Source organism: Serratia sp. BW106, assembly GCF_002607755.1.
Classification (GTDB): domain Bacteria; phylum Pseudomonadota; class Gammaproteobacteria; order Enterobacterales; family Enterobacteriaceae; genus Serratia; species Serratia proteamaculans.
Genome location: NZ_MCGS01000003.1, coordinates 89,684 through 109,042 on the forward strand (window position 1 = coordinate 89,684; position 19,359 = coordinate 109,042).

The 19,359-nt window shown below is 58.0% G+C and carries 17 protein-coding genes; 8 read left to right on the forward strand and 9 right to left on the reverse strand.

The window, feature by feature from the left end; translation table 11 throughout:
- Positions 1-74: 74 nt before the first annotated feature.
- Positions 75-287, reverse strand: a complete 213-nt coding sequence (locus BEI65_RS26675) for a hypothetical protein (protein WP_157765413.1) — start codon at positions 285-287, stop codon at positions 75-77.
- Here BEI65_RS26675 and guaD point away from each other — a divergent pair.
- Genes guaD through xdhC form a run of 4 tightly spaced genes read left to right on the forward strand, consistent with a single transcriptional unit; the run spans position 271 to position 6,175 of the window.
- On the forward strand, positions 271-1,602 hold the full coding sequence (gene guaD / locus BEI65_RS02045; RefSeq protein WP_099061896.1) for a guanine deaminase: 1,332 nt from the start codon (positions 271-273) through the stop codon (positions 1,600-1,602). The two genes, BEI65_RS26675 and guaD, sit on opposite strands and share 17 nt — an antisense overlap.
- A complete protein-coding gene (xdhA, locus tag BEI65_RS02050) occupies positions 1,599-3,029 on the forward strand; it encodes a xanthine dehydrogenase small subunit (protein WP_099061897.1) in 1,431 nt (476 codons plus the stop codon). The genes guaD and xdhA overlap by 4 nt, the downstream gene beginning before the upstream one ends.
- Positions 3,022-5,424 carry a xanthine dehydrogenase molybdopterin binding subunit gene (xdhB, locus tag BEI65_RS02055; protein ID WP_099061898.1) on the forward strand — a complete coding sequence of 801 codons (2,403 nt, stop codon included), beginning with the start codon at positions 3,022-3,024 and terminating at the stop codon, positions 5,422-5,424. The genes xdhA and xdhB overlap by 8 nt, the downstream gene beginning before the upstream one ends.
- A complete protein-coding gene (xdhC, locus tag BEI65_RS02060; protein WP_099061899.1) occupies positions 5,408-6,175 on the forward strand; it encodes a xanthine dehydrogenase accessory protein XdhC in 768 nt (255 codons plus the stop codon). Before xdhB ends, xdhC begins: the two co-directional genes overlap by 17 nt.
- Positions 6,176-6,190: 15 nt before the next feature.
- On the opposite strand, the gene BEI65_RS02065 is transcribed toward xdhC, so the two are convergent.
- From BEI65_RS02065 to BEI65_RS02075, 3 genes are read right to left on the reverse strand one after another with little or no spacing between them, the layout of a single operon-like run.
- Positions 6,191-7,195: a fumarylacetoacetate hydrolase family protein gene (locus BEI65_RS02065; protein ID WP_099061900.1), complete on the reverse strand. Its 1,005-nt coding sequence runs from the start codon at positions 7,193-7,195 to the stop codon at positions 6,191-6,193.
- Entirely contained in the window at positions 7,192-7,773 is a 582-nt protein-coding gene (locus BEI65_RS02070; RefSeq protein ID WP_099061901.1) for a VOC family protein, read from the reverse strand. Before BEI65_RS02070 ends, BEI65_RS02065 begins: the two co-directional genes overlap by 4 nt.
- A 26-nt stretch (positions 7,774-7,799) precedes the next feature.
- The gene (locus tag BEI65_RS02075; RefSeq protein WP_232518955.1) at positions 7,800-8,645 is read right to left on the reverse strand and encodes an alpha/beta fold hydrolase; all 846 of its coding nucleotides are present in this window, start codon (positions 8,643-8,645) and stop codon (positions 7,800-7,802) included.
- 379 nt (positions 8,646-9,024) lie between these two features.
- Between BEI65_RS02075 and dcp the strand changes: the two genes are divergently transcribed.
- Positions 9,025-11,226, forward strand: coding sequence for a peptidyl-dipeptidase Dcp (gene dcp, locus BEI65_RS02080; protein WP_099061903.1), 2,202 nt, complete (start codon positions 9,025-9,027; stop codon positions 11,224-11,226).
- Between the two features lie 168 nt (positions 11,227-11,394).
- Positions 11,395-12,558 carry a serine hydrolase gene (locus BEI65_RS02085; protein WP_232518957.1) on the forward strand — a complete coding sequence of 388 codons (1,164 nt, stop codon included), beginning with the start codon at positions 11,395-11,397 and terminating at the stop codon, positions 12,556-12,558.
- A 30-nt stretch (positions 12,559-12,588) separates the two neighbouring features.
- Here the strand turns inward: BEI65_RS02085 and BEI65_RS02090 are convergent, their stop codons facing one another.
- The 5 genes from BEI65_RS02090 to BEI65_RS02110 form a co-directional block, all read right to left on the reverse strand.
- Positions 12,589-13,896, reverse strand: coding sequence for an MFS transporter (locus BEI65_RS02090; RefSeq protein ID WP_099061905.1), 1,308 nt, complete (start codon positions 13,894-13,896; stop codon positions 12,589-12,591).
- Between the two features lie 145 nt (positions 13,897-14,041).
- Positions 14,042-14,677: an N-carbamoylsarcosine amidohydrolase gene (locus BEI65_RS02095; protein ID WP_099061906.1), complete on the reverse strand. Its 636-nt coding sequence runs from the start codon at positions 14,675-14,677 to the stop codon at positions 14,042-14,044.
- 9 nt (positions 14,678-14,686) lie between these two features.
- A complete protein-coding gene (locus BEI65_RS02100) occupies positions 14,687-15,388 on the reverse strand; it encodes an Asp/Glu racemase (protein ID WP_198404393.1) in 702 nt (233 codons plus the stop codon).
- Positions 15,389-15,455: 67 nt separating this feature from the next.
- Positions 15,456-16,250 carry an alpha/beta fold hydrolase gene (locus BEI65_RS02105; RefSeq protein ID WP_099061908.1) on the reverse strand — a complete coding sequence of 265 codons (795 nt, stop codon included), beginning with the start codon at positions 16,248-16,250 and terminating at the stop codon, positions 15,456-15,458.
- Entirely contained in the window at positions 16,247-17,398 is a 1,152-nt protein-coding gene (locus tag BEI65_RS02110; RefSeq protein ID WP_099061909.1) for an FAD-dependent monooxygenase, read from the reverse strand. Before BEI65_RS02110 ends, BEI65_RS02105 begins: the two co-directional genes overlap by 4 nt.
- 329 nt (positions 17,399-17,727) lie before the next feature.
- On the opposite strand from BEI65_RS02110, the gene BEI65_RS02115 reads away from it, so the two are divergent.
- Together BEI65_RS02115 and BEI65_RS02120 are read left to right on the forward strand one after the other, a co-directional pair.
- Positions 17,728-18,786 carry a 2,5-dihydroxypyridine 5,6-dioxygenase gene (locus tag BEI65_RS02115; RefSeq protein WP_099061910.1) on the forward strand — a complete coding sequence of 353 codons (1,059 nt, stop codon included), beginning with the start codon at positions 17,728-17,730 and terminating at the stop codon, positions 18,784-18,786.
- Between the two features lie 66 nt (positions 18,787-18,852).
- Positions 18,853-19,326, forward strand: coding sequence for a MarR family winged helix-turn-helix transcriptional regulator (locus BEI65_RS02120; RefSeq protein ID WP_099061911.1), 474 nt, complete (start codon positions 18,853-18,855; stop codon positions 19,324-19,326).
- Positions 19,327-19,359: the final 33 nt, after the last annotated feature.

A 19,359-nucleotide genomic window follows, 5' to 3' on the forward strand; every position in this document is an offset into this window, starting at 1 on the left:
AGGCTCATAATTAACCCAACACAAGCAAACGGTTGCTATTTAAAGGCAACCGTTTGCTTATTTTCCGCTTATTTTTATTGATTCAGATTATTGTGCGAGTGATTTTTATCTGGTTGTTTTTTAACGAAAACAAGCATTAAAAAACCAACTGGCACGCCGCTTGCTATCCTTAAATCAACACCTGCGATCGATAAAAAGACCGCCATAGTTCCCCCGGCTGAATTCACTCCGCCGGGTGCTGTGCGCTGGTCGGTAGAGAAGGAAAGCAAAATGAGCATGTCATTCACCACGGCGATCCGTGGCAATTTTTTTGATATTGCTGCCTGCGTGGATCAGCCGCAGCAGTTAGAGCAACATTTGCGACATATTCCGGACGGATTACTGCTGCTCGATGAAGGCCGCATTGTCTGGTTTGGCCCCTGGCAGCAGGGTGAGGCGTTGTTACCGCCGGGGTTTGAGGTCACGCATTATCAGGACAAACTGATCGTGCCGGGCTTTATCGACAGCCATATTCATTATCCGCAAACCGAAATGATCGGCGCCTATGGCGATCGGCTGCTGGCGTGGCTGAAGCATTACACCTTTCCGACAGAAAGCCAGTTCTGCTGCGAGCAGCACTCCGACAAGATGTCGGCTTTCTTTCTGCAACAGCTGTTAAGCAACGGCACCACCACGGCGCTGGTGTTTGGCACCGTACACCCGCAGTCGGTTGAAGCGCTGTTCAGCCAAGCGGCGGCGCTGAATATGCGCCTGATCGCCGGTAAGGTGATGATGGACCGCCATGCGCCGGACGAACTGCTGGAAACCCCGGAGCAGAGCTACCGCCAGACACGCGAACTGATTGAACGCTGGCACGGAAAGCAACGGCTGAGCTATGCCATTACGCCGCGTTTTGCGCCGACCAGCACCCCGGCGTTGTTGGCTCAGGTACAGCGGCTGCGTGAAGAGTTTCCGGATGCCTATCTGCACACTCACCTGAGTGAGAACCAGGAAGAAATCGCCTGGGTGAAGGAACTGTTCCCGGACAGTCGCAGCTACCTGGATGTCTATCATCAGTATGGGCTTACCGGTGAGAGAAGCGTGTTTGCCCACTGCCTGCATCTGGAAGAGCAAGAGTGGGACTGCCTGTGCCAGACCCGTTCGGCGATCGCTTTTTGCCCAACCTCCAACCTGTTCCTCGGTAGCGGGTTGTTCAACCTGCAAAAAGCCTGGCAGAAGCAGGTCAAACTGGGCATCGGTACCGACGTGGGCGCCGGTACCACCTTCAATATGCTGCAAACGCTGGGTGAGGCTTACAAGGTCGGTCAGTTGCAACGCTACCAGCTCTCGGCCTGTGAGGCCTTCTACCACGCGACGCTGGGTGGGGCACGTGCGCTGTCGCTGGATGACAAAATCGGCAACTTTGAGGTCGGCAAAGAGGCGGACTTCGTGGTGCTGGATCCGGCGGTGTCGCCGTTGCAAAAGCTGCGCCATGAAAACAGCCATGCACTGACAGAACAGCTGTTTGTATTGATGACGCTGGGCGACGACCGCAACGTTTACCGAACCTACGTCGACGGCAAAGTGGTGTATCGACCGGCTACCCAGCAGGAGGCCGCATGATCCAGTTTCTGCTTAATCAAACGCTGAAAAATGAGCGCGCGATCGACCCTAATACCACGGTGCTGAACTACCTGCGCCGCGATCTCGGCTGCTGCGGCACCAAAGAAGGCTGCGCTTCCGGTGACTGTGGTGCCTGCGCCGTGGTGCTGGCGGAGCCGGACGGTGAACAATTGCGCTACCGCAGCGTTAACGCCTGCCTGACGTTTGTCAGCGCGCTGCATGGCAAGCAGTTGATCACCGTAGAGGACCTGAAGCAGCAGGGGGAATTGCACAGCGTGCAGCAGGCGATGGTCGACTGCCACGGCTCACAGTGCGGTTTTTGCACTCCGGGATTCGTGATGTCGATGTTCTGCCTGCAAAAGAACGGCGCGGCCTATCAGCGTGAACAGGCGCAGCAAGCACTGGCCGGTAATCTGTGCCGCTGTACGGGCTACCGGCCTATTTTGGCGGCGGCGCAGCAGGCGTGCGATAACAAAACGCCAGACAGCTTCGATCACCACCAACAGCAAACGCTGCAACGCCTGCAGGCTATCCCTGCGGCCACGCCGTTAGCGGTGGCAGGTAAGCGCTGTTTGCAGCCGCAAACCCTGGAGGAGCTGGCGACGCTGTATCAACAGCATCCGCAGGCCAAGCTGTTGGCCGGGGGTACCGATCTGGCGCTGGAAGTCACCCAGCGTCATCAGGATTTACCCTTGATGATCGCCATTGGCCAGATAGCGGCGTTAAAGCAGGTGAGTCGACAGGACGACCGTCTGATCCTGGGTGCCGGCGCCGCGTTGAGCGACCTTTACCCGCTATTGGCCGATTACCACCCGGCCTTTGGCGAACTGCTGGCGCGTTTTGCTTCGCAGCAAATCCGCAATCAGGGCACGCTGGGGGGCAATATCGCCAACGCCTCACCGATTGGTGACGGTGCGCCGCTGCTGCTGGCGTTGGATGCACGGCTGATCTTGCGCCGTGGCGCTACGCAGCGTGAGCTGCCGCTGAATGACTTTTTCATCGACTATCGGCAGACCGCGTTGCAGCCGGGGGAATTTATTGAAAGCATCGTGCTGCCAGCCACCGCGCCTGCAGATTTCCGCGCCTGGAAAGTGTCCAAGCGGCTGGAGGATGATATTTCTGCGGTATGCGGGGCCTTTAACCTGACCCTTGAACAGGGGATTATTCGTGATGCCCGGCTGGCGTTTGGCGGCATGGCCGCGACGCCGAAACGCGCCAGACTGTGCGAACAGCAATTGGTGGGGCAGCCGTGGCGGCGGGCGACGATTGAACTTGCGGTTCAGGCGCTGGCGCAAGACTTTACGCCGCTGAGCGATTTTCGTGCCAGTAGCGCTTATCGCCTGCTGGTGGCGCAAAACCTGCTGCGCCGCTATTTCATTGCGCTGACCGCGCCACAACTGGCGATCGAGGTGACGGCTCATGAGTAACAACAAACGCACCGAATATACCCAGCAGCAGTTGGCCGAACGTTTCCGACAAGCGCTCACCAGCGGTGTTGGCCGTAGCCGTAAACACGAAAGCGCCGACAAGCACGTCAGCGGTGAAGCGCAATACATTGACGACCGGCTGGAGTTTCCCAATCAGTTGCATCTGGCGGCCAGGCTGAGCGATCGGGCGCATGCGCGCATCGAAAAGCTGGATCTGTCGGCCTGTTACGATTTTCCCGGCGTGGTGCGAGTGATCACCTGGCAGGACGTCCCGGGCGAACTGGATATTGCCCCGTTAACTCATGGCGATCCGCTGCTGGCGAAGGATGAGGTGGAATACGCCGGGCAGGTGATTGCGGTGGTGGCGGCGGAGGATCCGGAAATCGCCTGGCGTGCCGCGCAGGCCATTAAAGTGAGTTATCAAGATCTGCCGGCACAGTTGGACGTCACTCAATCGCTGCGGGAAGGTTTCGTGGTGCAGGAAGCGCATCATCATCAGCGTGGTGACGCCGAGGGGGCGCTGGCGCAGGCTTTGCATCGCATTCAGGGGGAGCTGCACGTCGGTGGCCAGGAGCATTTTTATCTGGAAACCCAGATTGCCTCGGTAATGCCGGCCGAAGACGGCGGCATGCTGGTGTACTCATCGACCCAAAACCCCACTGAAATTCAGAAGCTGGTGGCCTCGGTGCTCAATCTGCCGATGCACAAGGTCACCATTGACACGCGGCGCATGGGCGGAGGCTTTGGCGGCAAAGAAACTCAGGCTGCCGGCCCGGCGTGCCTGTGTGCCGTGGTGGCACATCTCACCGGACGCCCGGTCAAAATGCGCCTTAACCGCCGTGACGACATGCTGATTACCGGTAAGCGCCACCCGTTTTATATTCAGTACGATATCGGCTTTGACGACGACGGGCTGCTGAACGGGGTCAAAATCAGTCTGGCCGGTAACTGCGGTTACTCGCTCGATCTTTCCGGTTCGATTGTCGATCGCGCCATGTTCCACGCCGATAATGCCTATTTCCTGCAAGATGTCTTGATAACCGGCCACCGCTGTAAAACCCATATTGCCTCTAACACCGCGTATCGTGGCTTTGGCGGACCGCAGGGCATGATGGCGATTGAGCAGATCATGGACCATATCGCGCGCTATCTGGCGCTCGATCCGCTGGCGGTGCGCAAAACCAATTATTACGGTAAAGATCAGCGTAACGTCACCCATTACCATCAGCCGGTGGAACAGAACCTGCTGCAGGAAATCACCGCCGAACTGGAGCACAGTGCGGATTATCAGGCGCGGCGTCAGGCTATCCGGCAGTTCAATGCGCAAAACCCGATCCTGAAGAAAGGGCTGGCGCTGACGCCGGTCAAGTTCGGCATTTCCTTTACCGCCGGTTTCCTCAACCAGGCGGGAGCGCTGGTACTGATTTACACCGACGGCAGTATTCAGCTCAACCACGGCGGCACCGAGATGGGCCAGGGGTTGAACACCAAGGTAGCGCAGATTGTCGCCGAAGTGTTCCAGGTGGAAATCGAGCGCATCCAGATCACCGCCACCGATACCGGCAAGGTGCCGAATACCTCGCCGACGGCGGCGTCGTCCGGCACCGACCTGAACGGCAAGGCGGCGGAAAATGCCGCTCTGATCATTAAGCAACGGCTGATCGACATGCTGGTTAAGCAGCATCAGGTGAGCGCCGGGCAGATCGTTTTCAGTAATGGGCAGGTCAGGGTCGGTGAGCGTTACTTCAGCTTTGAACAGGTGGTTGAGCAGGCCTATTTCAATCAAATTTCCCTCGCCAGCACCGGTTACTACCGCACGCCGAAGATCTTTTATGACCGTGACAAGGCCAGCGGCCACCCGTTCTATTACTTCGCTTACGGCGCGGCCTGTGCCGAGGTGTTGATCGACACCCTGACCGGCGAATACAAACTGCTACGCGCCGACATTCTGCATGACGTGGGCGACTCGCTGAACCCGGCCATCGACATCGGTCAGGTGGAGGGTGGTTTTGTGCAGGGTATGGGCTGGCTGACCAGCGAAGAGCTGGTGTGGGATCAACAGGGCAAGTTGCTGACTCATGGCCCGGCCAGCTACAAAATTCCGGCGATTGGCGACGTCCCGGCGGATCTGCGCGTCACGCTGCTGGAGAACCGCAAAAACCCCGAGGACACGGTATTTCATTCCAAAGCGGTGGGTGAGCCACCGTTTATGTTGGGCATCTCGGTCTGGTGTGCGATCAAGGATGCGGTTGCCAGCCTGGCAAACTACCGTCTGCAGCCCAATATTGATGCCCCGGCGACACCGGAACGGGTGCTGTGGGGCGTGCAGCAGATGTTAGCCAGTGACATTGTCACTGAATTGACTGGGGAGAACGGCGATGGACGAGTGGATTGAGGTTCTGGCCGACTTGCGACGGCGCGGAGAGCCCTGCGTACTGGTGACGCTGGTCGATGAGCTGGGTTCCACGCCGCGCAATCGTGGCACCAAAATGCTGGTGACCGCCGAACGGGCGGTGAATACCATTGGCGGTGGGCATCTGGAGTTTCAGGCGCTGGCGATTGCCCGTGAGATGCTGGAACAACAGGCGGTCACGCTGCGGCTGGAACGTTTCCCGTTGGCGGCACGGCTGGGGCAGTGCTGTGGCGGTACCACCAGCGTGTTGTTCGAACCCTTGATCCCGCCGCGCCCGCAAATCGCCCTGTTTGGCGCCGGGCATGTGGGGCGGGCGCTGGTGCATATCCTCGCCACGTTGCCATGCCGGATACGCTGGGTTGATGGCCGTACGGCGGAGTTCCCGGCGGTTATCCCGGCCGGGGTGCAACAAGACGTCTGCGAAGAACCGCTGGAGATCGTCGACGCCATGCCGCCGGGCAGCTATTACATCGTCATGACCCACGACCACGCGCTGGATCTGGCGCTGGCGGAACGTATTCTACGCCGTGGCGATGCCGGCTATTTTGGTCTGATCGGCTCGCTGACCAAGCGTAAACGCTTCGACTATAAGCTCGGCCAGCGCGGCATCAGCGAAGCGGCGATTGCCGGCATGCGCTGCCCGCTGGGGTTACCGGACGTCAAAGGCAAGCTGCCGGCCGAGATCGCGGTAGCCGTTGCCGGGGAGATCATTGCCTGCTACGGCCAGCGCTAGCCAGGTCACCGCGATTTATTGTTGAAGGATCACCACTTTTTGGTCGATGGCACCAAACACGGAATGTCCGTCGGCATTGAATACTTCAATCCGCACCTGGTCACCCTGTACCAGATAGGGCTGCCGCTGGCTTTCATCTACACCCCTCAGCGCCTGACGCACCCGGGCTTCGGTAATGCAGGCGCTGCCGGATGCCGGATCGGCATTGCTGATGGTGCCTGCCCCCACGATGCTGCCGGTCGCCAAAGCGCGGGTGCAGGCAAGGTGTGCAATAAGCTGCCCGAAATTAAACGCCGTATCATCACCGGCGTCCGGAGCGCCAAACCATTTTCCATTCAGACTGACGTGCACCGGCAAATGCAACATGGCGTCCCGCCAGTTCGCGCCGAGCGTCGCGGGCGTCACGGCAACCGGGGCAAAACTGGTTGCAGGCTTGCTCTGGTAGAAACCGAAACCCCGGGCCAGTTCGTCGGGGATCAGACCGCGGAGAGAGACGTCATTGAGCAACACCACTAGCGCGATACACTCCAGCGCCTGCTCGGGCGTCACCCCGAGAGGGACGTCAGTGGTTATCACGGCGATCTCTGCTTCAAAATCAATATCCAGCTCATCATCAGTGGCTTCGATCGGCGCGGTTGCTTTTAACATCACGTCCGAACCGCCCTGATAAACCAGCGGCTTCTCTTCATATTGCGGAGGGATAGGTTCATTACGCCATTGATACATCAGTTTGGCGTGGTGGCGATAAACGGACCCATCGACCCACTGATAGGCTCTGGGCAGCGGTGCCAGGCAGCTTGAAGCATTGAAGAGATCGCCAGTGTCCCAGCCGCTTGCAGCCACCTGCATCAGCTGTGGTGCGATAGCCGACCAGTTATCTAACGCTTCCTGCAGGGTGCGGGCAATCGCGGGCACGGCAATGCAACGCGAAAGATCGGGAGAGACCAGCACCAATTCACCGTCCCGACGGCCGTTTTCTCGTGTGGCCAAACGTAATTGTGCAGCCAGAGTGGCGCTCATGATTTCCCCTCAGCCAGGGCCTGGCGTCGTGATTGTTCTCGGGTCCAAATCGCCAACTCCTGATGTGCCGTGCGGGCAAAGCCTTCCACTGTTTCGGCCGCCGCCACTTCGGTGGTCAATTCCAGACGAAACCCGTTCGGATCGAAGAAGTAAATGGATTCAAGATAACCGTCGTGATCGGTAACCCCAATCACCGCAATCCCTTGTGCGAGTAGCCGTTGATGCATGCAGTCCAGATCGGCGCGGTTATCCACTTTCAAGGCAATATGGTTAACCCACTCGGGGGTATTTGGGCTGGGTTGTGCCGCTATCCCGTCACCCAGATCGAAGAAGGCGATATGCGAATCATCTTTCATGCGGAAAAAGATATGCACATACGGACAGTATTCTCCGGTGCTGGGGACATGATCGTTTTTAATAACATGGACCAGCGGCAAGCCGAGAATATCTTCATAGAAATGTCGGGTTTCCTCTGCGTCCCGGCAGCGCCAGGCAAAATGGTGCAGTCGACGGATCGGCCTGGCAGGGGCGTCGGTTTTAACCGCCGGTTTTTTGGACGATGGAAAATCAGTGTGCATGATGTAAACCTCCAGCAGAGTCGCTGCTACTTAGTTTGTTTGCGCAAGAAACGCTCGATGGCACCCGCCAGATAAAGCGGGATTTCCTGCATTGGGTAGTGTCCACAGCCTTCGAGCAGTTCCATCTCCACATTGACGAACCACTTCAGACAGGTGTTATCCATCATCGGCAGCGTCTGTGCCGGATCGTGCTGGCCAATCAGTAACAGCAAGGGAACTGTGCAGCCGTAAGTTTCGATGGAACAATCTTCCAGCGCCCAGCTACGGAGGTAGGCTTCAAATACCGCTGGGGCACAGGCCGCGCGCGACTGTTGAACGGTATCGCTGACCCAACGGCGAGGCAGCCGGTGATGAGTGGAAAAATCAATCAGAGAATGGCGGCAGGTATCATCCTCGACCGCCTGCTCGAAGATGCGCCAAACCTGCTGTTCTACGTCCAGCCCGCTGGCCGGAACGGGTGTCAGGCCCACGGCACTGCGTACTCGCTCAGAGTGTCTGGCCGCAATGATCTGCGCAATTTTCCCCCCCATGGAATGTCCGACGACGTCGAAGCGATGCCAACCCAGGCTATCCATCAGGTTGACCACATCAGCGACCATTTCATTGGTGGTGTAGCTGCCAGCTATATCGCGTGACTGGCCGTAGCCACGAAAATCCACCAACACATAAGTGAAGGCCTCGGTGTCCAGATAGGGGAACATCGGCTGATAGACGTTATGGTCACCAAACCAACCCGGCAGCATCACCACGCATCGGGCGCCCTGACCGATTATCCTGGCACTAAGTAAGGGGGTTTCATTCGTGGTCCTGTTTTCCTGACGATGCGAATGTCCCCCCAAAATCTGTTCATTAGGTTGAGGTGTTGTAGCCATGAAATATCCATCTCCTGATTTAAATAGCCGCACGTTTTAAGCTGGTGCGAATTTGGTCATGTGCATGACGCGTTTTCAGAATTATTTGAGGGTGACGCTACCTGTGGATTTGATATTGGTATGCGGTTAAGTCGGGTTATTTCGATGAATGATTAGTCGGTTGAATAAGGCTAATGCGCCGCTAATAAAGCGTCTATAGGCGAGTTTGGGATGAACCGTTATATAAAACCGGACAATCAACGGCCTGTTGTCGAGGCCGGTTAGCTTCTAATCACTTGTTTTTGCTCAATCTGCCAACTGCGCCTAAGCTAGGATGTGACTCAAGGGGAGATGAGCTCTCCGCGACCTTATTCTGTGAACATGGAGGAGTTTCGATTTGATGCGTTTATCGACATTGGTGTTGGCGATCGGCATGGCGCTGGGCTCGCAGGCACAGGCAGAAGAAACCCAACCGCACGCGGATCATAGCGCGTTGCCAAGTGGCCAAGCAAAGGAGGCTAACGTGACCGGCGAAGCCAACCAACACAACAATAAAAAGAATGAAAACCCGTTCTTCTATCAAAGTCGTCTGCCATTCCAGGCACCGCCGTTCAATCTGATCAAAGAAAGTGATTATGCCCCGGCGATCGACGCCGGTATCAAGCAGAAGCTGGAAGAAGTGGAGAAGATCGCCAACAACCCGGCCAAGCCTGACTTTAAAAATACCTTCGTGGCGCTGGAACAAAGCGGCGCGATGCTGTCGCGGGTGATGAATGTGTTTGGCGCCATGACCTCGGCCAACACCAGTGACGCGTTGCAAAAGTTGGATGAGCAAAGCTCACCGAAGCTGGCGGCGTTGGATGATGCCATCATGCTCAACAGCAAGCTGTTTGCCCGTATCAAGGCCGTTCATCAGCAGCTCGACACGCTGAAGCTGGATGCGGAATCCCGTCGATTGGTTGAAGTGACCTATAAGAACTTCGAACTGGCGGGGGCCAATCTGTCCGACGCCGATAAAACCAAGCTGAAGGCGCTGAACCAGGAAGCAGCAACGCTGAGCACCCAGTTCTCCAACAAATTGCTGGCGGCGACTAAAGAGGGTGCGCTGGTGATCACCGAACAAGGGAAGCTGGACGGCCTGACGGAAGGCGAACTGGCGGCGGCGGCCCAGGCGGCCGGTGAACGCAAGCTGGATAAACAGTGGCTGCTGGTGTTGCAAAACACCACCCAGCAACCGGAATTGCAGAGCCTGAAAAACCGCGAGACGCGTAAAGCCCTGTTTGATGCCTCGTGGAACCGCGCAGAAAAGGGCGACGCTAACGATACTCGCCAGACTATTGCTCGTTTGGCTAAAGTGCGTGCCGAGCAGGCCAAACTGCTGGGCTTCCCAAATTACGCGGCCTGGAAGTTGCAAAACCAGATGGCCAAAACCCCGGATGCCGCGCTGAGCTTTATGCGCGATATCGTCCCGGCGGCTACCGCGCGTGCCGAACGTGAGGCCAAAGACATTCAGGCGGTGATTGACCAGCAGAAAGGCAATTTCAAGGTTGAAGCCTGGGACTGGCAGTTCTACGCCGAACAGGTACGCAAAGCCAAATACGACCTGGATGAGTCACAGATCAAACCTTACTTTGAGCTGGATAACGTGCTGAACAACGGCGTGTTCTATGCCGCCAACCTGCTGTACGGTATCAGTTTCAAAGAGCGCAAGGATATCCCGGTTTATCAGCCGGACGTACGGGTTTATGAGGTGTTCGATAAAGACGGCAAATCGCTGGCGCTGTTCTATACCGACTTCTTTAAGCGCGACAACAAGGGCGGTGGCGCCTGGATGAGTAACTTTGTCGAGCAGTCGAAGCTGAAAGGTACCAAGCCGGTGATTTACAACGTCGCCAACTTCACCAAGCCGGCACCGGGTCAGCCTGCACTGTTGTCGTACGATGACGTGATCACCATGTTCCACGAGTTTGGCCATGCGCTGCACGGCATGTTCGCCGATCAGGAATATCCGAGCCTGTCCGGCACCAACACCGCGCGTGACTTTGTTGAGTTCCCATCGCAGTTCAACGAACACTGGGCCAGCGATCCCAAGGTCTTTGCGCACTACGCCAAGCATTACAAAACCGGTGAAGCGATGCCGCAAGAGCTGGTCGACAAAATCAAAAAGGCCGACAAGTTCAACAAAGGCTATGACATGACCGAACTGCTGTCTGCGGCGCTGTTGGACATACACTGGCATATGTTGAGTGCTGACCAACCGCAGCAGGACGTGGACAAGTTCGAAGCCGAATCGCTGATGAAAGACAAAATCGATCTCAGCTATGTGCCACCGCGCTATCGCTCCAGCTACTTTAAGCATATCTGGGGTAACGGCTATGCGGCCGGTTACTACGCCTATCTGTGGACCGAAATGCTGGCGGATGATGCCTTCCAGTGGTTCAGCGAACATGGCGGCCTGACCGCAGAGAACGGCCAGCGATTCCGCAATATGATCCTGTCGCGCGGCAACAGTCAGGACCTGGAAAAACTGTATATCGACTGGCGCGGCAAAGCGCCAAGCATTGAACCTATGCTGATTAACCGTGGCTTGAAAGACCAGTAATACGCCACGACGTTAACCAAAATGACCACCAAGGACGCAAGCTTGCTTGCGTCCTTTTTTCATTCCACGGGGACATGGGCGGTGTGATGGTTTATCATGCGCCGATTATTTTTTGGCCCGTGAGCAATGAAGATAAGAATCCTCCTAACGCGCTGTTTTGCTTTGATTATGCCATTGCTGCTTTCAGCCTGTGGCACGCTGTCGCGCATGCCGACCGACACCTCACCGTTGGAAAGCCGGCGTTTGGCGTGCGGCGCTGACCTGCAAGCCGAGGTCGACAGCCTGGCACGGCCGATAGTCGACAGCGGGCAGACGCCGGGATTGGTGGTGGGCGTATTGACGGCAGACGGGCAGGCGCGCACCTATGGTTACGGCGTGACCGATGCGCAGCAACGCTATCCGGTTGACGGCAACACGCTGTTTGCCGTGGGGTCGGTCAGCAAGGGATTTATTGCCGAAGTCACGGTGGTGTTGGTCAACAAGGGCGTGCTGCATTGGGACGATACGTTGGCAACCTTACTGCCGCCCGGCACCTTGCTCAGCAAGGATGCGGCCAACATTACCCTGCTGCAGTTGGTGACCCATACCTCGGGCCTGCCGCGTCAGATGATGACACCGGAGATGCTGGGGGCCTTTGTCCGCTATCTGTTTACCGGTGATAATTTTTATGGCTCGCTGGATACGCCAAAAGTCCTCGACGACCTGGCGCAGTTTGAGGCCCCGGCCGTTGAAGCCCCGCGCTATTCCAACCTGGGCTATGCGCTGCTGGATTACATCCTGCAACGGCGCACCGGTAAAACCGTCGATCGTCTGACCACGGAAAACATCCTCCAGCCGTTGGGGCTGACCCACACCAGTTACGATGCACAGCAGTTGCCGGGTTATGCGCAACGGGCCATTGGCCATGCCGGCGATCAGCCCAAGTTTATTCGGCGCGGGCAGCCGGTGCCCGACTGGCAGTTTTCTTCCTATATGATTGGCGCCGCCGGGTTATATACCGACGCCGACGATCTGCTGCGCTATGCGCAGGCACATTTCGTCCCTACCGGTTCGGCGGCACTGGATCAGGCGCTGAAAGACTCGCTGACCGTGCATTTTGCGCGCAGTAAAGAGGCGGCGGCCATCGCCTGGGTGGTTGACGACGTGGGTTCGCAGCAAATTACCTATCAGGTGGGGTTTATCGGCGGCTATTCCAGCTATATCGGCCTGGATCTGCGCCATAAAACGGCGGTGGTGGTGCTGCAAAACAGCTTCAACTGGAGCAATAATATTGGTCATCGTTTGCTGCAACGCATGGGCGAGGCGGCGGACGGGCATTTCACCTGCCAATAAGTCGGGCCCCGCGAACGGAGCCCAACATCCTCAGCGGTTAACCACCTTGGCCGGCAGCGCGACCACCAGCAGGGAACTGATCAACAGGCAACCAGCGAACGCCCAGAGTGCGCCACCGCTTTTACCGGTCAGATCCAGCGCCAGCCCCATCAGCGAGTTACTCACCAACCCGGCGATATTGGCCAACGAGCAGGCCAGTGCAAAGCCGGTTGCCGCCGCCGTCCCCCGCAGGAAGGTGGCGGGCAGGCTGAAGAACACCGGTACCGCCCCGATGATCGCCGCCTGGGCGACAGAGAACAACAGCACCGTGGCGATCACGTTATGGGTGAAGAAGGTACTACCAGCCATCGCCATCGCGCCGACAATAAACGGCACTATGATATGCCAGCGTCGCTCACGCATACGATCAGAACTGGTGCCGATCAACAGCATCCCCAGCAGGGCGGCGACGCTCGGCAGCGCGGTCAGCATACCTATAGTGGTAATGTCGGTCACCCCGGCGGTTTTGATAAAGGTCGGCATCCAGAACCCCATCGCATAGGCGCTAAGCAGGATCGAGAAGTCAATGCCGCCCAGCATCCAGACCTTGAGATTAAAGAAGCCGTCGCGGAAGCTGTGTTTACTGTGACCGGCCTCGGCGTCGTCTTGTGCCAGATCCTCGGCAATCCGCTGTTTCTCTTCGTCGGATAACCATTTGGCCTGGCGGAAATTGTTCGGCAACACCCAGAAAGTCAGTACCCCCAGCAGCACGCTGGGGATGCCCTCCAGCAGGAACAACCATTGCCAGCCGTGCAGCCCGTGACGCATATCAAAATGCCCCATGATCCAGCCGGAAATCGGGCCACCCAGCACGCTCGACAGCGGCAGGCCGATCATGAACAACGCAATAATGCGGCCGCGGCGGTAGGTCGGGAACCACAGCGTCAGGTAATACAGCACGCCGGGCAGGAAACCGGCTTCCGCCACGCCGAGCAGAAAACGGATGATGTAAAACTGGTTAGGGGTGGTGACGAACATGGTGCAGGCGGAAAGCAGGCCCCAGGTGATCATGATGCGGGCAATCCACACCTTGGCACCGACCCGTTGCAGGATCAGGTTGCTCGGTACCTCAAACAGGATATAGCCGACAAAAAACAGCCCGGCTCCCAGACCGAAGGCCGCCTCGCTCAATTGCAGTTGATCGGCCATCTGCAGCTTGGCCAGCCCGACGTTGATGCGGTCGAGATAGGCGGCCAGATAGCACAGACAGAGGAACGGGATCAGCTTCCAGGTGATTTTGCGGTACAGAAGCGATTCTGCGCCCGCTTTCCCGGTTAACGGGGTTTCAACAATGGCCATGATGATGTCTCCAGGTGGTGCATGGTGGCCTCCGGAGGAGGAGCGTTGTGTGTTTGCTTGGAAGCCGCCCTGTATCGGGCGGTCGCCTGAGGCGCTTGCCGCGCCTTCTTTATTTTTCAGCTCTCCGTGCAGGTGAAACTCTGGATTACAGCCGGTTCAGATAATCAATTGCCTCCCGTTTGGCCACGACGTCGCCGTATTTACTGTCGATGTCGAACAGGTTGGCCTCATGCGGACCAGGGTGACGATCGCCCACGCATTCACGTACCACGATGGTGCGAAAGCCGTGCTGTACCGCATCCACAGCGCTGGCGCGGATACACCCGCTGGTGGAACAGCCGACCAGCAGCAAAGTATCGACGCCGAGCGCCACCAGCATGGGGGCCAGCGAGGTACCGAAAAAGGCGCTGGCATACTGCTTGGTCAACACCACTTCCGTGGCTCGCGGGGCCACCTGGGGACAGAACGCCGCCAGCGGATTCCCCTCCACCATGTCCTTCATAACCGGTGCTTTTTTCACCCAGATGCCGCCATCGGCAAAATGCCCTGCATGATAGCGGATATTGGTGTGGATCACCGGAATTCCCACCTGGCGCGCGGTTGTCAGCAGCGCCACGCTTTCTTCGACCGCACTGACCACGCCGGGAGCGAACAACGGCGCGCCTTCGGTGGTGTAACCCTGCATAAAGTCGACCACCAACAGGGCCGGGCGCAGACCGAAGCCGAGGCGGTTACCCCAGACGCCGTGGTAGTTATCGGTAAGCGAGTTTTCGGCTGCCATTTTACCCCCTTAATAAGCGCCGGACAGCAGGGCGCCGGCACCGGGAACGATCGGCTCCAGTTCCAGTGCCGTCAGCATGGCGTAGGTGGTGGCGATGGCGGCGGTCAGCACCGGCTTGCCGGTTTGCGCCTCAACGGTAGCGACCGCCGGTAATGACGGCATCTGCACGCAGGCAGACAGCACGATGGCGTCGACACCGCTCAGATCCATTTCGGCAACTATGCCCGGCAGTTTGGCCGGATCATGACGGCCGACCGCCAGATTGTCGGCGATCTCCAGCGCGCGCCACACCTTGACCTCGATGCCTTCGTGCTCGATATAGTCCACCACCATTTGGGTCAGTGGCTTCATGTAGGGGGCAACCAGCGCAATGCGTTTGGCACCCAGCACCTTCAGGCCGTTGACCAACGCACCGGCGCTGCTGATCACCGGGGCAGCGGCGTTGTTGTCCTGGGTAACCTGCGCCAACCGGGCCTGGGACTCGCGGTGATAGCCCAAACCCATCGACATGATCGCCACCAGGCAGGCATAGCCCAGCACATCAACCTGGGCGTCGGACAGCTCCAGTGCGCAGCGGTCTGATTCGGCGTCCATTGCCGCCAGTTCCGCCTTGCTGACGTGTTTCATGCGCATGCGGCTGGAGTGAAAGGTAAAGCGCTCCGGACGGATCAACTGGCGTGCCGTCAGCATCGCCGGGATCTCGGTTTCCATCGTGGTGTTGGAACTGGGCACGATCTGGCCGATACGGTAATTTTTACTCATGGCAAAGGCTCCTTAATTAATCCAGAAAATCGCCCAGGGCGTGGAAGAAACCGTCGAAGTCGTCCCACGGGATCATATGGCCGGCTTTTTCAACCTGTACCAGGGTGATTTCCGGCTGCAACTGGCGGATCTCCGCTGCGTCTTCCGGTTGGATCACACCGCCAAGGCCTGCAATCATCAGCAGCGTCGGCATGCTCAGTGAGGGGTAATCGCGATGACTGTCGACCTGATGAAAATCTTCGTAGGCGCGTTGGATCGCCGGTTCGTAGCAGGTGTGCAGCCATTCGGCCCGCAGTTGGCGCTGCTGTTCGCTCCAGCTCGGGCAGTAGGCGCGCATCTGTTCGGCGTCCATTCCCTGCAGCGACTGGCGGATCGAATCTACATACCAGGGCCATTTGCCCGGATATTCACGACGGCCGGGGCCGGAAACCGGTGGATCGACCAATACCAACCGGCGCACGCCAGCCGGTTGCAACGCAGCGGCGCGCAGGGCAAAGCGCGCGCCCATCGAATGGCCGAGCAGGGCATAGTTTTCCAGCTTTAATGCGGCGGCGAAGGCGTTGACGTCCTCGGCGCAGGTTTCGGCGTCATAGGCCAGATCCGGCCCGCTGGCGGACAGGCCGCGACCGCGCACGTCCAGCACATAGGTGTCGTAGCGCTCGGCCAGGCGTTCGGCAACGAAGCCCCAGGTGATCGCCGGGCTGGTGATACCGGGGAGCAGGATCAGTACCGGCCCCTGGCCACCGTAGCGCAGGTAGTGCTGGCGGATGCCGTTGGCCTGCACGTTGGCGCCATACAGAAAATGGCTCATGCGGCGTTCTCCGACTTCAGCGTCTGTGCGTACAGGTCATAGCCGTAGACCCAGGCCGGATCTTCCTGAGTACGCAGGAAGGTGTTGGCATTGGAGACCGCCTGGACGCGGGAGGCGCGCTCTTTGCGGTTGGCCTCATACAGTTGGAAAGCGGTGCGGTAGTCGGTCAAACCGGTCTCCTGCAGACAGCGCGCCAGCATGGCCGCATCTTCGATCGCCATCGCCGCGCCTTGCGCCATGTGCGGTTTCATCGGGTGGCAGGCGTCGCCCAGCAACACCATGCGGCCTTCGCTCCATAACGGCAGCGGTTTACGGTTTAACAGCGGCCATTTGGTGACCTGTTCGCTGGATTCGATCAGCGCTTGCACAATCGGGTGATAGCCGGCAAAGGTTTCGTACATTTCTTCGCGGCTGCTGTCGATAAAGCTGCCCTGGAAATCCCAGGCCGGGTGGGGCACGCCGCTGACGTAATAGTACTCGTCGCGTTTTTGGGTGGTGTAATAGACCATCAGGTGGCGATCTGCCGACCACCATTTCACGCAGTCTTCAAAACTCAGGTTGTATTTGGCCAGTTTTTCTCCGCGGATCAACGCGCGGTGGGCGACCCAGCCGCTGTAGGTGGGCGCTTCTGCACCCAGCAGGTGTTCGCGAATGCGTGAGTTGATGCCGTCGGCGCCAATCACGATATCGGCGCGGGCCTGGGTGCCATCGGCAAAGTTCAGCACCACTTCGTTGTCACGCTCCTCAATCTTGCTCAGGCACTTGCCAAAATGCACGCTGCCCGGTTGCAGGGCGGCCATCTGCAACGCCTGCAAATCGCCCCGATGCACCGTCACGTAAGCCGCACCGTACTCTTTGCGGGCAAAGGCCCCCAGCTCAATGCGCGACAGATAGTCACCGCTTTCGGCGTCGCGGCTGAACCAGAAGTCCGGGTGCGAGGCCATTTGCTCCAGCGGTTGCTCGATGCCGAGACGGCGGAAAATCTTCAGGACGTTCGGCCCCATATGGATACCGGCCCCCAAGCGTGAAAACACCGGGCTCTGTTCGTACAGGTCGACGGTAAAGCCCGCTTTCTGCAGCAGACCGGCGGCGGCAGCGCCACCCAGACCGGCACCGACCACGGCAATGCGTTGTTGTTTGCTCATCATTTTTCCCCTGACTGTTTGGTTTTTTACCTGTCATCCGCAATGATGCCGGACGATTGATTTATAGTGTATACGCTAAATAACGCAAAGTTGCACAAGTGTTAATTTAGATCTGGCTCACGCTAATTAACCGGCCATTGCTGTTAAACTCATGTTAATCACAGGATGGATAGGGCTTAAAATAGGATTTGCTTATGGGTGGCTCCGCAGCCTTGCTTCCTGTTCGATTTTCGGCTTAGATAATTAAAAGAGTGTGATCACTTTAATTTGTACAAAATAACCTCACCGACGCCAGGCGTGTCGGCCAACCCTTAGCGAGACAGGAGATACACATGGCGGTCAATGATAGTCAGTTGGTTCAACTGTTCGAGCAGGTGCTTACGCTGTCGAAGGTTGATGCTTCGCAAAGCGTGGCGATCCTGAAAAGTCACTATTCCGATGCGCGTACGGTGCGCGCTGCCACCGATGCGGCACTGCGTCTGGGCGCCAAGGTTTACGCGGTCGAACTGCCGTCATTTAACCATCCGCGCGCCATGGGCAATGACATGACGGCTTACTGTGGCGATACGGCGTTGACCGGTAACCACGCAGCACAACGTGCACTGGAGGCGGCCGATCTGATTGTCGACACCATGATGCTGCTGCACTCGCCGGAGCAGGAGCAGATCCTGAAAACCGGCACGCGCATTCTGCTGGCCGTCGAACCCCCGGAGGTGTTGGCACGCATGTTGCCTAATGCAGAGGACAAAGCGCGAGTGTTGGCGGCGGCGGCGGTGCTGGAGAAGGCAAAGCTGATGCAGGTGAAGTCTGCCGCCGGCAGCGATTTTTGTGCGCCGTTGGGGCAATATCCGACGGTGACCGAATACGGCTACGCCGACGAACCGGGGCGCTGGGATCACTGGCCGAGCGGTTTCCTGTTCACCTGGCCGAATGAAGAACAGGCTGAAGGGGTGCTGGTTCTGGAAGTGGGCGATATCCTGCTGCCGTTTAAAAGTTATGCCCGTGAACGCATTACGCTGGAGATCGACAAAGGCTTTGTGACGCGCATTCACGGCGGCTTCGAGGCGGAATACCTGCGGGAATACATGAAGTATTTCAACGATCCGGAAGTGTACGGCATCTCGCATATCGGCTGGGGCTTGCAGCCGCGTGCGCAGTGGACGGCGATGGGGTTGCACGACAAAAACGACGGGATGTGTATGGATGCGCGCGCCTTCTACGGCAATTTCCTGTTCTCCACCGGGCCGAATACCGAAGTCGGCGGCACGCGCAAAACGCCGTGCCATATGGATATCGCGTTACGTCACTGCGACATCAGCCTGGATGGCACCACGGTGGTGGCCGATGGCGAAGTGGTGGCACCGGCCGCGTCGCGGGTCAGCCAGGGTTAACCTTGCTGCTAAACGCGGGGGTTTGTACTATTCTCGGTGGTTTCCATAGATGGTGAGAGTAACGCAATGACGCCCCCCGAATACCCGGCTGCAGATAACGGCAAGACCGAAAATTATCACTTTACTGAACAAGTCGGGCACCTGCTGCGTAAGGTTTATCAGCGCCACGTGGCGATTTTCCAGCAAAACGTGGGCGATTCGCAACTGACCGCCGTGCAGTTTATTACCCTGTGCGCAGTGCGCGACATGGGCCCAAGTTCGTTGACCGAGCTGGTGCAGGTGACGGCGGTCGATCAGGCCACCATTCGCGGTATTGTCGAGCGTCTCAAGGCGCGTGACCTGATCACCGTGATGCCGGATCCGATCGACCGACGCAAAGTGGTGGTTGGGCTGACCGATACCGGTGCCGCGCTGCTGGCAGAAACGGTGCCGCACGCGGCGACGATCACAGAATTAACTTTCGGTACGCTGAATCCGGCCGAACGTATAGCACTGATGTTCCTGCTCAATAAAATGCTGGAAGACCAGCCGCCCGGCTGATTCGCCACCCGCAACTGCGGTTGTCTGGTGAGT